Annotated in this window: 16 protein-coding genes; 10 read left to right on the forward strand and 6 right to left on the reverse strand. The window is 62.5% G+C overall.

Going from position 1 to position 13,165, the window contains the following annotated elements:
* Positions 1-247: 247 nt before the first annotated feature.
* Positions 248-778, forward strand: coding sequence for a single-stranded DNA-binding protein (locus ACOZK4_RS14485; RefSeq protein ID WP_421592481.1), 531 nt, complete (start codon positions 248-250; stop codon positions 776-778).
* 83 nt (positions 779-861) lie between these two features.
* The gene (locus ACOZK4_RS14490) at positions 862-1,263 is read left to right on the forward strand and encodes a cupin domain-containing protein (RefSeq protein WP_421592482.1); all 402 of its coding nucleotides are present in this window, start codon (positions 862-864) and stop codon (positions 1,261-1,263) included.
* A 33-nt stretch (positions 1,264-1,296) separates the two neighbouring features.
* Here ACOZK4_RS14490 and ACOZK4_RS14495 read toward each other — a convergent pair whose 3' ends face one another.
* A complete protein-coding gene (locus tag ACOZK4_RS14495) occupies positions 1,297-1,926 on the reverse strand; it encodes a MarC family protein (protein ID WP_421592483.1) in 630 nt (209 codons plus the stop codon).
* Positions 1,927-2,154: 228 nt separating this feature from the next.
* Here ACOZK4_RS14495 and gyrA point away from each other — a divergent pair, with 228 nt between their 5' ends.
* Positions 2,155-4,941 (forward strand): DNA gyrase subunit A, encoded by a 2,787-nt coding sequence (gyrA, locus tag ACOZK4_RS14500; RefSeq protein ID WP_421592484.1) that lies wholly within the window; start codon positions 2,155-2,157, stop codon positions 4,939-4,941.
* 121 nt (positions 4,942-5,062) lie between these two features.
* Here the strand turns inward: gyrA and ACOZK4_RS14505 are convergent, their stop codons facing one another.
* Both ACOZK4_RS14505 and ACOZK4_RS14510 read right to left on the reverse strand, forming a co-directional pair.
* A complete protein-coding gene (locus ACOZK4_RS14505) occupies positions 5,063-5,209 on the reverse strand; it encodes a hypothetical protein (protein WP_421592485.1) in 147 nt (48 codons plus the stop codon).
* Positions 5,210-5,223: 14 nt separating this feature from the next.
* Positions 5,224-5,349: a hypothetical protein gene (locus tag ACOZK4_RS14510; protein WP_280518833.1), complete on the reverse strand. Its 126-nt coding sequence runs from the start codon at positions 5,347-5,349 to the stop codon at positions 5,224-5,226.
* Between the two features lie 249 nt (positions 5,350-5,598).
* On the opposite strand from ACOZK4_RS14510, the gene coaD reads away from it, so the two are divergent.
* The 6 genes from coaD to tgt all read left to right on the forward strand — a co-directional run bounded on the left by coaD (position 5,599) and on the right by tgt (position 10,013).
* Positions 5,599-6,093 carry a pantetheine-phosphate adenylyltransferase gene (gene coaD / locus ACOZK4_RS14515; RefSeq protein ID WP_313530341.1) on the forward strand — a complete coding sequence of 165 codons (495 nt, stop codon included), beginning with the start codon at positions 5,599-5,601 and terminating at the stop codon, positions 6,091-6,093.
* A 34-nt stretch (positions 6,094-6,127) separates the two neighbouring features.
* Positions 6,128-6,694, forward strand: coding sequence for a peptidylprolyl isomerase (locus ACOZK4_RS14520; RefSeq protein WP_421592486.1), 567 nt, complete (start codon positions 6,128-6,130; stop codon positions 6,692-6,694).
* A 79-nt stretch (positions 6,695-6,773) separates the two neighbouring features.
* A complete protein-coding gene (locus ACOZK4_RS14525) occupies positions 6,774-7,289 on the forward strand; it encodes a peptidylprolyl isomerase (protein ID WP_421592487.1) in 516 nt (171 codons plus the stop codon).
* A 77-nt stretch (positions 7,290-7,366) separates the two neighbouring features.
* Positions 7,367-7,816, forward strand: a complete 450-nt coding sequence (locus ACOZK4_RS14530; RefSeq protein ID WP_313530333.1) for a DMT family transporter — start codon at positions 7,367-7,369, stop codon at positions 7,814-7,816.
* Positions 7,817-7,824: 8 nt separating this feature from the next.
* Complete coding sequence (gene queA / locus ACOZK4_RS14535; RefSeq protein ID WP_421592488.1) at positions 7,825-8,886, forward strand: tRNA preQ1(34) S-adenosylmethionine ribosyltransferase-isomerase QueA; 1,062 nt, start codon at positions 7,825-7,827, stop codon at positions 8,884-8,886.
* Positions 8,883-10,013, forward strand: coding sequence for a tRNA guanosine(34) transglycosylase Tgt (gene tgt / locus ACOZK4_RS14540; protein WP_421592489.1), 1,131 nt, complete (start codon positions 8,883-8,885; stop codon positions 10,011-10,013). Before queA ends, tgt begins: the two co-directional genes overlap by 4 nt.
* A gap of 9 nt (positions 10,014-10,022) precedes the next feature.
* On the opposite strand, the gene ACOZK4_RS14545 is transcribed toward tgt, so the two are convergent.
* On the reverse strand, positions 10,023-10,433 hold the full coding sequence (locus ACOZK4_RS14545) for a DUF4864 domain-containing protein (protein WP_421592490.1): 411 nt from the start codon (positions 10,431-10,433) through the stop codon (positions 10,023-10,025).
* Positions 10,434-10,602: 169 nt separating this feature from the next.
* On the reverse strand, positions 10,603-11,133 hold the full coding sequence (locus tag ACOZK4_RS14550) for a GNAT family N-acetyltransferase (RefSeq protein ID WP_421592491.1): 531 nt from the start codon (positions 11,131-11,133) through the stop codon (positions 10,603-10,605).
* Positions 11,134-11,405: 272 nt separating this feature from the next.
* On the opposite strand from ACOZK4_RS14550, the gene ACOZK4_RS14555 reads away from it, so the two are divergent.
* Complete coding sequence (locus tag ACOZK4_RS14555) at positions 11,406-12,350, forward strand: phosphoribosylaminoimidazolesuccinocarboxamide synthase (RefSeq protein ID WP_421592552.1); 945 nt, start codon at positions 11,406-11,408, stop codon at positions 12,348-12,350.
* Here ACOZK4_RS14555 and ACOZK4_RS14560 read toward each other — a convergent pair.
* Positions 12,338-13,165, reverse strand: a complete 828-nt coding sequence (locus ACOZK4_RS14560) for an MBL fold metallo-hydrolase (protein ID WP_421592492.1) — start codon at positions 13,163-13,165, stop codon at positions 12,338-12,340. The two genes, ACOZK4_RS14555 and ACOZK4_RS14560, sit on opposite strands and share 13 nt — an antisense overlap.

Raw genomic sequence — 13,165 nt, forward strand, 5'->3', positions numbered from 1 at the left:
CCCCTATGTAGGGATTGATCGAGGCCTGTCCATCGCGCGGTCAGAAGATTCCGTGCCCGTTTCCGATTCGGTTGACAAGAGTGTAGGGAATTATTAGAACAAAAAAAGAACGAAATTTCGCAATTGATCTGTGGATTATTCCTTTTGCGGGGCGGCGCGGCGGCGCGGCAGCCGATAAGATGGCGCATTCGTGTAGTGAAAAGATGTCGGGCGCCAGATGCCCGGCGCGACAACGGGAAGTACGGGTATGGCTGGAAGCGTCAACAAGGTGATCTTGATCGGGAATGTGGGTGCGGATCCGGAAATCCGGCGCACGCAATCCGGCACACCGATCGCCAACCTGCGCATCGCGACTTCGGAAACCTGGCGCGACCGCAACAGCGGCGAGCGCCGCGAGAAGACCGAATGGCACACCGTCGTCGTCTTCAATGAAGGCCTGTGCAAGGTCGTCGAACAATATGTGAAGAAGGGCGCCAAGCTCTATATCGAAGGCGCGCTGCAGACCCGCAAGTGGCAGGACCAGAACGGCAACGACCGTTATTCGACGGAAATCGTGCTGCAGGGCTTCAACTCGACGCTTACTATGCTGGATGGCCGTGGCGAAGGTGGTGGTGCAAGCCGTGGCGGCGGCGATTTCGGCGGCGGCGCGCCGAGCTATGACGATTACGGCTCGCGGCCCGCTTCGGGCGGTGGCAGCAGCAGCGGAGGCGGCAACCGTTCGGGCGGTAGTGGCGGCGGTTCGCTATCACGCGATATGGATGACGACATTCCGTTCTGAGAACGGACAAAGGCCGGCAAAGCGCCGGCCTTTTTCTTTGGTGCGGACGGGGTGAAAGGGTGCGCGGGAGGCGCGGCGGGTGCATGGAAAAGACCGGGACGGACGTACTTTTCCTCCGGCCGGGCGAGGGGCGAACCTATCCGCTCGGGCGCATGAGTGCGGTCTTCAAGGCCGATCACGGCGAGACGGACAATGCCTATTGCGTTTCCGAATGGTGGCTGGAGCCGAGGACGCCGGGACCGGGTGCGCATTCCCATGAGGAGAATGTCGAGCTCTTCTACGTGCTTTCGGGCGTGGCGAGCATTCTGGCCGGCGAGGACTGGCTGGAGGCGCCGGCCGGCAGTTTCGTACGCATTCCGGCAACCGTGATGCACGAATTCGAGAACCGGACGGACGAGCGGGTCGGCCTGCTCAACATCTTCCTGCCCGGTGGTTTCGAGGAAAATATGCCGGCTATCGCCAAATGGTTTCCAGACAATCCCTAGACGTTGCGGGTCCGTGCGAGCTCCGGAAAGCTGTCAAAGCGCGAAGGCCGACTTCACCCCGTCCACGACGAACTGCACCGCCAGCGCCGCCAGGATCACACCGAGCAGGCGTGTCAGGATGGCGCGGCCGGTGTTGCCGAGGAAGCGGTCGATGCGGTCGGCGATGACCAGCGCCAGGAACAGGATGCCGATGCAGAGCGCGAGCACGCCGATGAGGGCGGAGCGCTCCAGAGCGGAGGGGAAGGAGCCGGAGAGCAGGATCGTCGCGGAGATCGCGCCGGGGCCGGCAATCAGCGGCAAAGCGAGCGGGAAGACGGCGATGTTGTGGATGTGATCGCGGGTGATCGCCACCTCGCTGGTCTTCTCCTTGCGCTCGTTGCGGCGCTCGAAAATCATCTCGAAGGCGATCCAGAAGAGTAGCAGGCCGCCGGCGATGCGGAAGGCGCCGATGGAGATGCCGAGCAGCGACAGCACGCCCGCACCCGTCAGCGCGAAGACGGCAAGGATGCAGAACGCGATGATGGAGCCGCGCAACGCCACCTGCTTGCGCTGCGGCCGCGTCATGCCCACCGTGAGGCCGAGGAAGATCGGCGCGAGGCCGGGCGGATCGATGGTCACGAGCAGGGTCGTGATCGCGTTGACCACGAGATCGATATTGAGCATGTCAGGCGTTCCCCTCGCCGTTGAGCGGCCGTTTTCGACGGCCTTGCCGCCCCATTGTTAGGCGAGCGTGGAGAGGAAGGGAAGGGTGGCCGGAAAGTGGCCATGAAAATGCGCAAATTGGCGGATTTCCTGGGAAAAGCCTGTTCACAACCCCTGGTGAAATTGGCGCTTCCAGCCTCGGTAGGCTATAAAATTGCATCTGATTCTGAACAACGATCGTGACCGAAATTGACAGAACAATCGACACCCGGCGGCAAGACTCCCGGCATTGAGCCGATTTCCATCATCGAGGAAATGCAGCGGTCCTATCTCGACTACGCCATGAGCGTAATCGTGTCGCGCGCGCTGCCCGATGTGCGCGACGGCCTGAAGCCCGTGCACCGGCGCATCCTCTACTCGATGAGCGAGATGGGCGTCGACTGGAACAAGAAATACGTGAAGTCGGCCCGCGTGACCGGTGACGTGATGGGTAAATACCATCCGCACGGCGACTCGGCGATCTACGACGCCTTGGCGCGCATGGCGCAGGACTGGTCGCTCCGCCTGCCGCTGATCGACGGCCAGGGCAATTTCGGTTCCATCGACGGCGACCCGCCGGCGGCACAGCGTTACACCGAATGCCGCCTTGAGAAGGCCGCGCACTCGCTGCTCGACGACCTCGACAAGGAAACGGTCAACTTCCGCGACAACTACGACGGCACGATGAGCGAGCCCGTTGTCGTTCCCGCGAAGTTCCCGAACCTGCTGGTCAACGGCGCGGGCGGCATCGCCGTCGGCATGGCGACCAACATCCCGCCGCACAATCTCGCCGAGGTCATCAACGGCTGTATCGCGCTGATCGACAATCCGGCAATCGAGTTGCTCGACCTGATGCAGCACATTCCGGGTCCGGACTTCCCGACCGGCGCTCTGATCCTCGGCCGCGCCGGCATCCGCCAGGCCTATGAGACCGGCCGCGGCTCTGTCGTCATGCGCGGCCGCGCCACCATCGAGCCGATGCGCGGCGACCGTGAGCAGATCATCATCACGGAAGTTCCCTTCCAGGTGAACAAGGCGACGATGATCGAGAAGATGGCCGAACTGGTGCGCGACAAGCGCATCGAGGGCATTTCCGATCTGCGCGACGAATCCGACCGCGACGGCTACCGTGTCGTCATCGAGCTGAAGCGCGATGCCAATGCCGATGTCATCCTGAACCAGCTCTATCGCTACACGCCGCTGCAGACCTCCTTCGGCTGCAACATGGTGGCGCTGAACGGCGGCAAGCCGGAGCTGATGACGCTGCTCGACATGCTGCGCGCCTTCGTCTCCTTCCGCGAGGAAGTCGTCAGCCGCCGCACGAAGTACCTGCTGCGCAAGGCGCGCGACCGCGCCCATGTCTTGGTCGGTCTCGCCATCGCGGTTGCCAATATCGACGAGGTGATCGCCCTCATCCGCCGCGCGCCCGATCCGCAGACGGCGCGCGAGCAGTTGATGGAGCGCCGGTGGCCGGCCAAGGACGTCGACGTGCTGATCAAGCTCATCGACGATCCGCGCCACCGCATCAATGAGGACCTGACCTACAATCTCTCCGAAGAGCAGGCCCGTGCGATCCTCGAACTGCGTCTCGCCCGCCTGACGGCGCTCGGTCGCGATGAAATCGACGAGGAACTGAACAAGATCGGCGAGGAGATCAAGGATTACCTCGATATCCTCTCCTCGCGCCTGCGCATCATGACCATCGTCAAGGACGAGCTCATTGCCGTGCGCGACGAGTTCGGCACGCCGCGCCGTACCGAGATCGCCGAGGGCGGTCCCGACATGGACGACGAGGACCTCATCGCCCGCGAGGACATGGTCGTGACGGTCTCGCATGCCGGCTATGTCAAGCGCGTGCCGCTCGCGACCTATCGCGCGCAGCGTCGCGGCGGCAAGGGCCGCTCGGGCATGGCCATGAAGGACGAGGATTTCGCGACCCGCCTGTTCGTTGCCAACACGCACACGCCGGTCCTGTTCTTCTCCTCGCGCGGCATCGTCTATAAGGAGAAGGTCTGGCGCCTGCCGATCGGCACGCCGCAGTCCAAGGGCAAGGCGCTGATCAACATGCTTCCGATCGAGCCCGGCGAACGCATCACCACCATCATGCCGCTGCCCGAGGACGAGGCGACGTGGGAAAACCTCGACGTCATGTTCTCGACGACCCGCGGCACGGTACGCCGCAACAAGCTGTCCGACTTCGTCCAGGTCAACCGTAACGGCAAGATTGCGATGAAGCTGGAGGAAGAGGGCGATGAGATCCTCAACGTCGAGACCTGCACCGAGCAGGACGACGTTCTCCTGACGACGGCGCTCGGCCAGTGCATACGCTTCCCGGTCGATGACGTGCGCGTCTTCGCCGGCCGCAACTCGGTCGGCGTGCGCGGCATCAATCTGGGTGCCGGCGACCGCATAATCTCGATGACAATCGTAAGCCACGTCGATGCCGAACCGTGGGAACGTGCCGCCTATCTCAAGCGCTCCGCCACCGAGCGCCGCGCGAGCGGTGTCGATGAGGAGGATATCGCATTGGTCGGCGAGGAGATCGGCGAGATCGGTGATCTCTCCGAGGAGCGCTATCAGGCGCTCAAGGCGCAGGAACAGTTCGTTCTGACCGTCTCGCAGAAGGGCTTCGGCAAGCGCTCCTCGTCCTACGACTTCCGCACCTCGGGCCGTGGCGGCAAGGGCATCCGCGCCACCGACACCTCCAAGACCAATGAGATCGGTGAACTCGTCGCCGCCTTCCCGGTCGAGGAGAAGAACCAGCTGATGCTGGTCTCCGACGGCGGGCAGCTCATCCGCGTACCGGTCGATGGCATCCGCATCGCAAGCCGCGCCACGAAGGGCGTCACGATCTTCTCGACCGCCAAGGACGAGAAGGTGGTCTCCGTCGAACGCATCAGCGAGCCGGAAGGCGATGAAGACGCCGAGATCGAGGCGGAAGCGGCAGTAGCCGACGGTAACGTTCAGGCCGGCGATGCAGGCGAGGGCGAGGCATAACATCCTCGCCACATCAAGACACGAAAAAGCCGGACGGGCAGGGAACGACCGTCCGGCTTTTCATTTATTGCGGGTAGCCCGGAGGAAAGGCCACCCGCAGGGTCGGCGGCAAGGGGGCGCTTTAGACGCCGAAGCCGCCTGCTTCTGTTTTCAGCTTTGTGGCTTTCAGCACCGCGCGATCCCGCTTCAGGTCGAGGATCGTGCGCGTGAAGTCGAAGGTGAAGACCACGCTTATGAAGACTGTGAAAAGAATGGTGAGACCGACCATGGTTGTGTCCTCGCTCAGCGCAGCCACTTGCCGCGCGCCGCGAGCTTCGAAGCGGCCGGGCGATCCTCTTCGCGAAGCGCATGGATCGTCGCCACGCTAAGCGCAATGAACATGGTCATGCAGAGTAGAGCGAGTGCCATTTTCGTATTCCTTCCAGCCTAAGGAAACGCGTTACTTGTTCCGTTGTGTTCGGTCGGGGAAATGCGCGATTGCGACCTTTGTTCCCGACGTCCATGCTGGTATTTATGCATGGTGCAGCTGAAATGCTCTTGAACGACCCGTTCATCCCGGGTTCATCGTCTTGGCAGGGGACAGTTCGGGATGCGACGGCGGGCACCCTTGCGGATCACGGCGGACCATGACAAAAGGCGGCAAACGGGACCCTGCCGATGACAGTCGCTTTCTATCCTGGCTCTTTCGATCCGATCACCAACGGCCATATCGACGTGCTCGTGCAGGCGCTGAACGTCGCGCCCAAGGTCATCGTCGCGATCGGCATCCACCCCGGCAAGACACCGCTGTTTTCCTTCGAAGAACGCGCCGAGCTGATCCGTCTTTCCATCGCCGAAGCATTGCCGGAGCGGGCAGGGGATGTCAGCGTCGTGTCCTTCTCCAATCTGGTGGTCGATGCGGCACGTAGCCACAAGGCGGGCCTCCTTATCCGGGGTCTGCGCGACGGCACGGATCTCGATTACGAAATGCAGATGGCCGGCATGAATCGCCAGATGGCGTCCGACGTGCAGACGGTGTTTCTGCCGGCAGGCGTCGCCTCGCGGCCCATTACCGCCACATTGGTCCGCCAGATCGCGGCCATGGGCGGCGATGTCAGCGCTTTCGTGCCGGCGCCCGTCTTCGCGGCTCTCAAAGCCCGCCAGAAGGGCTGAGCCCAATCATCCTGAACCCCTCAAGGGAGCTATCATGAACATTCTTCGTACCGCCTTTGCAGGAGCCCTGTTCCTGGCAACCGCCACCGGCGCATTCGTCGCTCAGGCTGCCGATTTCATCACGATCCAGCTGAAGGACGGCCCCGTCGTCATCGAGCTGAACGACAAGGCGCCGAAGCATGCCGAGCGCATCAAGGTGCTGGCCGCGGCCGGCGAATATGACAATGTCGCCTTTCACCGCGTGATCAAGGGCTTCATGGCGCAGACCGGCGACGTGCAGTACGGCGATATGGCCGATGGCTATCAGGCGCAGGCTGCCGGCACGGGCGGTTCCAGCCAGCCGGACCTGCCGGCGGAATTCTCCGACATCCCGTTCGAGCGCGGCACGGTTGGCATGGCCCGTTCGCAGGATCCGAACTCCGCCAACTCGCAGTTCTTCATCATGTTCGCCCCCGGCGACTTCCTGAATGGCCAGTACACGGTCGTCGGCAAGGTCGTTTCCGGCATGGAGAACGTCGACAAGATCAAGCTGGGCGACGACGCCAACAACGGCTCGGTGACGGATCCCGACCGCATGGTGAAGGTCACCGTCGGCAAATAATCCACTTTTTGGTGTGTCGCCCGTTGTAATCGCAGAACGGCGACACACCTTTTGCGTCACACTTTAAAGGAGAGACACCATGGCCGAGATCAAGGATCCGGAAAACACCATCATCATGGAAACCACCAAGGGCAAGGTGGTCATCCAGCTGCTTCCGGATCTCGCACCGGGCCACGTGGCACGCATCAAGGAACTGGCGCGTGAAGGCGCCTATGACGGCGTCGTCTTCCACCGCGTCATCGAAGACTTCATGGCCCAGACGGGCGACGTGCAGTACGGCAAGACCGGCGGCAAGGACTTCAACCCGGCCCGCGCCGGCATGGGCGGCTCCGACAAGCCGGACCTGAAGGCTGAATTCTCCAACATGAGCCATGTGCGCGGCACCTGCTCGATGGCCCGCAGCCAGATGCCGAACTCCGCCAACTCGCAGTTCTTCATCTGCTTCACGGATAGCCCGTGGCTCAACAAGCAGTACTCGGTCTGGGGCCAGGTCATCGAAGGCATGGAAAACATCGACAAGATCAAGCGCGGCGAGCCGGTGCGCGATCCTGACACCATCGTCTCGATGAAGGTTGCCGCCGACGTAGCGGCCTGATAGAACGCCGTCGATTTCGACCGCGTCCGTTTCGGCGGGCGCGGTTTTTCTTTGTGCGCTTTTCAAGGACCGGCGATATGGCTGCTTTCCTCTGGGCGCTGCTCGCCATCGCGGCCGGCGCGTGCATCGCAATTCAGGCTCCTATCAATGCCATGCTCGGCCGCGGCCTGAGCATGCCGGTGGCAGCTGCCTGCGTCTCGTTCCTGTCGGGCGCCATCATTCTGGCTGTGGTTGTCGCAGCCACCGCATCCTTCGAAGGCCGCTCGCCGGATTGGCGGGGCCCGGACCTCTGGCTCTATATCGCCGGCGGCGCGCTCGGCACGGTCTATGTCACCACCGCCATCTTCCTGACGCCGCGCATCGGCGCTGCCGCCGTCATGGCCTTTGCCGTCTCCGGCCAGCTGCTGGCCGGTATCCTGCTGGATCGGATCGGTTTCCTTGGCATGGCCGTGCGCGAAATCTCCGTCGGACGCATCGGCGGCGCCATCCTGCTCGTCGCCGGCGCGCTGATGATCCGCTTTCTCTGAGGCCTGCTATGCGTGTCGACCTCTTCGATTTCGATCTGCCGGAAGACAATATCGCGCTTCGCCCGGTGACACCGCGTGAGGCTGCAAAGCTTCTCGTCGTGCAGCCGGGCAATGCAACGCTCTATGAAGATCATACCGTCGGCGACCTGCCGTCGCTGCTCAGGGCAGGCGATGCGCTTGTTTTCAACGACACGCGCGTCATTCCCGCCCAACTCGAAGGCATCCGCCATCGCGAAGGAGCGGGCGGCCAGAAGGTGTCGGCTACGCTGCACATGCGCATTGCCGGCGACCGGTGGAAGGCCTTTGCCAGGCCCGGCAAACGCATCAAGCTCGGCGACCGCATCACTTTCGGCGAAAATCTTTCGGCCAGCGTCGAGCAGAAAGGCGAGGGCGGCGAAGTCACCCTGCATTTCGACGCCTCCGGCCCGGATCTCGACCGCGCCATCGCCACGGTCGGCCATATCCCGCTGCCGCCCTATATCGCTTCCAAGCGCGCCGAAGACGAGCTGGACCGCAAGGATTACCAGACGATTTATGCGCGTGAAGAGGGTGCCGTCGCAGCCCCCACGGCCGGCCTACACTTCACCGACGCCCTCTTCGAAAAGCTGGATGCGCTCGGCGTCGAACGCCATTTCGTGACGCTGCATGTCGGGGCCGGCACCTTCCTGCCGGTCAAGGCCGACGATACGACCGAGCACGTCATGCACGAGGAGATCGGCTATGTCTCGGAAGAGACCGCCGCAGCACTCAACGCCGTGAAGGCGAGGGGCGGGCGCATCGTCTCCGTCGGCACCACCTCGCTGCGCCTGCTCGAAAGCGCGGCCGACGCCGACGGCACGATCAAGCCGTGGTCGGGTGCGACGGGCATCTTCATCACGCCCGGCTACCGTTTCCGCACGGCCGATATCCTGATGACAAACTTCCATCTGCCGAAATCGACGCTCTTCATGCTCGTCTCGGCCTTTTCCGGCCTCGAGACGATGCGTGGCGCTTACGACCATGCCATCGCGACCGGCTACCGCTTCTATTCCTACGGCGACTCCAGCCTGCTTTTCCGGGACCACCGATGACCGAAACTTTTGAGTTCAAGCTTCTCGCCACCGATGGCAAGGCCCGCCGCGGCGAGGTCTCCATGCCGCGCGGCACCATCCGCACGCCGGCCTTCATGCCCGTCGGCACGGTGGGCACGGTCAAGGCGATGTATCTCGACCAGGTACGCGAACTCGGGGCCGACATCATTCTCGGCAACACCTATCACCTGATGCTGCGCCCCGGCCCGGAGCGCGTCGCGCGTCTTGGCGGCCTGCACGAACTCATCCGCTGGCCGCATCCGATCCTCACCGACTCGGGCGGCTTCCAGGTCATGTCGCTGTCCGGCCTGCGCAAGCTCGACGAACAGGGCGTGACCTTCAAGAGCCATATCGACGGCGCGCTGCACCACATGTCGCCGGAGCGCTCGATCGAGATTCAGGGCCTGCTCGGCAGCGATATCCAGATGCAGCTCGACGAATGCGTGGCGCTGCCGGCCTCGCCCAAGGAAATCGAGCGCGCCATGGAAATGTCGCTGCGCTGGGCCGAGCGCTGCAAGGTGGCCTTCGGTGACCAGCCGGGCAAGGCGATGTTCGGCATCGTTCAGGGCGGCGACATCGCGCATCTGCGCGTACGCTCGGCACAGGCACTCGCCGACCTGAACCTCAAGGGCTACGCCATCGGCGGCCTTGCGGTGGGTGAGCCGCAGGAGGTCATGCTCGACATGATCGACACGGTCATCCCGCACATGCCCTTCGAAAAGCCGCGTTACCTGATGGGTGTCGGCACCCCGGACGACATGCTGAAATCCGTCGCGCGCGGCGTCGATATGTTCGACTGTGTGATGCCGACCCGCTCCGGCCGCCATGGCCTGGCCTTCACCCGCCGCGGCCGCATCAACCTGCGAAATGCCCGCCACGCGGAGGACATGCGTCCGCTCGACGAGGAATCGAACTGCCCGGCCGCGCGCGATTATTCGCGCGCCTACCTGCACCATCTCGTCCGTGCCAATGAATCCCTCGGCGGCATGCTTTTGACCTGGAACAATCTCTCCTACTACCAGGACCTGATGGCTGGCATCCGCAAGGCGATCGAGGAAGGCCGCTTTGCCGACTTCATGGCGGAGACGCAGGAAGAATGGGCGAGGGGCGATCTCGCTCCCCTTTAATGTTGCGGATCAGATTTCCGGGCCGGGCGCGGCGTGTACCATGTGCACGCCGTTGATCTTGTAGCTGCCATCCGGCTGCTTCAGGAGCTGGTAGAGCGCCGTCCAGTCCTTGCCGTCAGGTCCCGAAATCAGCACCTCCTGCACCACCATGTCGCCCTCCACCTTGGACCGGCCGAAGGCGAAGTTGCCCGGACGGTAGACCGGCGCATAGCCCTTCTTGACCATGTCGAAGAACGTGGTCTCGTTCGGGAATTTTCCGCGGATCGTGGGCGAGGCGAAGGAGTAGGCCGTCTTCGCATCGTCGTTCAGGAAGGCGGTAATCTGGTTTTGAATGATGCCCTGCGCTGTATCGACAGGCTCTTCCGCATGCGCAAACAAAGGCAGGGAAACGCAAAGAAACACGGCGACAGGCAATCTCATGGCGCACACTCCCGTTTCGATGACGGCAGGATAACACAGGAAAGTGCAAAACGCTTCTGGTGTGGCGCGAAGAGCTTAAAGTGGTTTGTAGATTATAAAATCCTTTCATAAACATAAAGATGCTTAATTTTGTTAAAGTCTTAATGTTGGAGTACGGCGCACACATCGCCTATCGGGCGGCTGTTTTGCTTAGGATTACGACCTCGGAGCCTTGATAGATCGCGCGGGCGGTTTCCTCAAAACCGTGCCGGGCAGCGAGCGTCAGTGAGGCGGTATTCTCCGGGTCGATGATGCAGGTGATCGGCATGCCGGGATAGTTCTGCGCAGCCCAGGCGGCCATGGCCCCCAGCGCCTCGCTGGCATAGCCTTGGCCATGCATTTCCGGCAGCAGGCCCCAGCCGGCTTCCAGCGTATTCTCGATACTGGGGCTCATCTCGCGACGCATTTCATGAAACCCGGCTTCGCCGATGAGGCGGCCGGTGGCCTTGTCCGTGACGACCCAGAAGCCGAAGCCCATGACGTGCCACATGCCGATATGGCGCAGCAGCCGCGTCCAGGATTGTTCGCGCGTCAGCGGCACGCCACCGATATAGCGCACGACATCGGGCAAGGCCCACATGGCGGTCATGGCGTCGAGATCGCCGGGTTGAAAGCCACGCAGGATGAGGCGGCCGGTTTCGAGCACGGGAATATCGGTCATATCGGTATCGCTGTCTGGGATGCGGTGGGAGCGACAAACTACTATGGTTTGCCGGCCATAGTCGACAGCGGGCCGGGGAACGTTCACGGCGAAAATCATGTTCATTTCACCGCAACACATAGGTCATATAATATAGATTATGGAACTAATACGAACGCCAAGAGGCCGGAAAAGCCCTGGAAATCCGGTTTGTACCTTGACCCGGAACCACCCGCAGCCGTAAGCGAAACGGCAGACGGAACCAACAGCGAAAGCCAGCCACGATGAGCGATCTGCGCATTCTCTCCGACGCACATATCCCGGAACTGCCCAACCGCTACAATGGCAAAGTCCGCGAGAATTACGATCTCGCCGATGGCAGCCGTATCATCATCGCCACCGACCGCCTCAGCGCCTTCGACGTCGTCCTGACGGCCATTCCCTTCAAGGGCGAAGTGCTGACGCAGACGGCGCGCTACTGGTTCGAGGAAACCGCCGATATCTGCCCGAACCATGTCCGGTCCTATCCGGATCCGAATGTCGTGATCGGCACGCGGCTCGATATCCTGCCGGTCGAAATCATCGTGCGCGGCTATCTCGCCGGCACTACCAGCACGTCGATCCTGACGAAATATCGCAAGGGCGAGCGCGCGATGTACGGCATCACGCTGCCGGATGGCCTGCGCGACAACGCGAAGCTGCCCGAGCCGATCATCACACCGACCAGCAAGGCCTTCGACGGCGGCCATGACGAGCCGCTGTCCGGCGAGGAAATCCTCGCGCAAGGCCTGCTGACGGCCGAGCAATGGGAAACGGTGTCGCGCTATGCGCTGGCGCTGTTTGCACGCGGCCAGGCCCGTGCGGCCGAGCGCGGCCTGATACTCGTCGACACCAAATACGAGTTCGGGACGGACACGGACGGCCGCATCGTGCTGGCCGACGAGATCCACACGCCGGATTCAAGCCGCTACTGGATAGCCGAGAGCTACGAGAAGAGCTTTGCCGAAGGCGGCCGGCCGGCGAGCTTCGACAAGGATTTCGTGCGCGCTTGGGTCACCGAGCGCTGCGATCCCTACAAGGATTCGATCCCGGAAATCCCGCGCGATCTCGTCGAGCAGACCTCCAAGGTCTATATCCAGGCCTATGAGCAGATCACCGGCAAGATTTTTACGCCCGACCTCTCGGGCGCGACGGTGCTGGAGCGCATCCGGAAAAACCTGAAACCCTATTTCGCCTGATCGTCCGAAACGTCGATCTCGAAACTAAGACCATCAAACGCCGGTTCAACATGTTCAGGCGTTTCCTTTTGCACGGTGTCGTAATCGAGCGGCACATGCATATGGGTCAGGATCGCGCGCTTCGGCTTCAGCCGCTCGATCCATTCCAGCGCCTGGCTGAGTGACAGGTGGCTGGAATGATAGCGGTATTGCAGCGCATCGACGATCAGCACGTCGAGGTTTTCAAGACGCGGCACGGTCTCTTCCGGAAAATCGCTGACGTCAGGGCAATAGGCGATATCGCCGATGCGGAAGCCCAGCGAGTGGATGGAACCGTGCACCTGAAGATGGGGCTGGAAGGTTATGGAACCCCCTCGCCCATGGATCGTCACCGGCGTATCTTTCGGCTCGATCAGGTTCTCCGTCACGATTGGCGGATACATGCTGCCGGCCGGCGTTTTCAGGCAGTAGCCGAACCCTTCGCGGATGCGCTCCATCGTCGGGGCATCGGCCCAGATCGGCACCTGCCGATGGTTGTGCAGCACGAAGCCCCTGATATCGTCGATACCGTGGATGTGGTCGGCATGCGGATGGGTGTAGAGCACCGCATCGATGCTCTCGACGCCTGCCGCGATCATCTGCGCGCGAAAATCCGGGCCGGTATCGATGACGACGGTCGTCACGCCCTCCGGACCGAACTGCTCGACGAGGAAGGCGGCGCGGGTGCGTCCGTTTTTCGGGTTTTCAGGATCGCAGGCACCCCAGTCGCCCGTGATGCGGGGCACGCCCGGTGACGAGCCGCAGCCGAGAATGGTGAAGCGCCGCCGGTAAGCCAC

Source organism: Shinella sp. M27, assembly GCF_049199905.1.
GTDB lineage: Bacteria > Pseudomonadota > Alphaproteobacteria > Rhizobiales > Rhizobiaceae > Shinella.

What these genes read in the sequence shown, in the direction of transcription:
- ACOZK4_RS14485 (WP_421592481.1), top strand. Translation starts at nt 248, where the DNA reads ATGGCTGGAAGCGTCAACAAGGTGATCTTGATCGGGAATGTGGGTGCG.
- ACOZK4_RS14490 (WP_421592482.1), top strand. Translation starts at nt 862, where the DNA reads ATGGAAAAGACCGGGACGGACGTACTTTTCCTCCGGCCGGGCGAGGGG.
- ACOZK4_RS14495 (WP_421592483.1), bottom strand. Translation starts at nt 1,926, where the DNA reads ATGCTCAATATCGATCTCGTGGTCAACGCGATCACGACCCTGCTCGTG.
- ACOZK4_RS14505 (WP_421592485.1), bottom strand. Translation starts at nt 5,209, where the DNA reads ATGGTCGGTCTCACCATTCTTTTCACAGTCTTCATAAGCGTGGTCTTC.
- ACOZK4_RS14510 (WP_280518833.1), bottom strand. Translation starts at nt 5,349, where the DNA reads ATGGCACTCGCTCTACTCTGCATGACCATGTTCATTGCGCTTAGCGTG.
- coaD (WP_313530341.1), top strand. Translation starts at nt 5,599, where the DNA reads ATGACAGTCGCTTTCTATCCTGGCTCTTTCGATCCGATCACCAACGGC.
- ACOZK4_RS14520 (WP_421592486.1), top strand. Translation starts at nt 6,128, where the DNA reads ATGAACATTCTTCGTACCGCCTTTGCAGGAGCCCTGTTCCTGGCAACC.
- ACOZK4_RS14525 (WP_421592487.1), top strand. Translation starts at nt 6,774, where the DNA reads ATGGCCGAGATCAAGGATCCGGAAAACACCATCATCATGGAAACCACC.
- ACOZK4_RS14530 (WP_313530333.1), top strand. Translation starts at nt 7,367, where the DNA reads ATGGCTGCTTTCCTCTGGGCGCTGCTCGCCATCGCGGCCGGCGCGTGC.
- queA (WP_421592488.1), top strand. Translation starts at nt 7,825, where the DNA reads ATGCGTGTCGACCTCTTCGATTTCGATCTGCCGGAAGACAATATCGCG.
- tgt (WP_421592489.1), top strand. Translation starts at nt 8,883, where the DNA reads ATGACCGAAACTTTTGAGTTCAAGCTTCTCGCCACCGATGGCAAGGCC.
- ACOZK4_RS14545 (WP_421592490.1), bottom strand. Translation starts at nt 10,433, where the DNA reads ATGAGATTGCCTGTCGCCGTGTTTCTTTGCGTTTCCCTGCCTTTGTTT.
- ACOZK4_RS14550 (WP_421592491.1), bottom strand. Translation starts at nt 11,133, where the DNA reads ATGACCGATATTCCCGTGCTCGAAACCGGCCGCCTCATCCTGCGTGGC.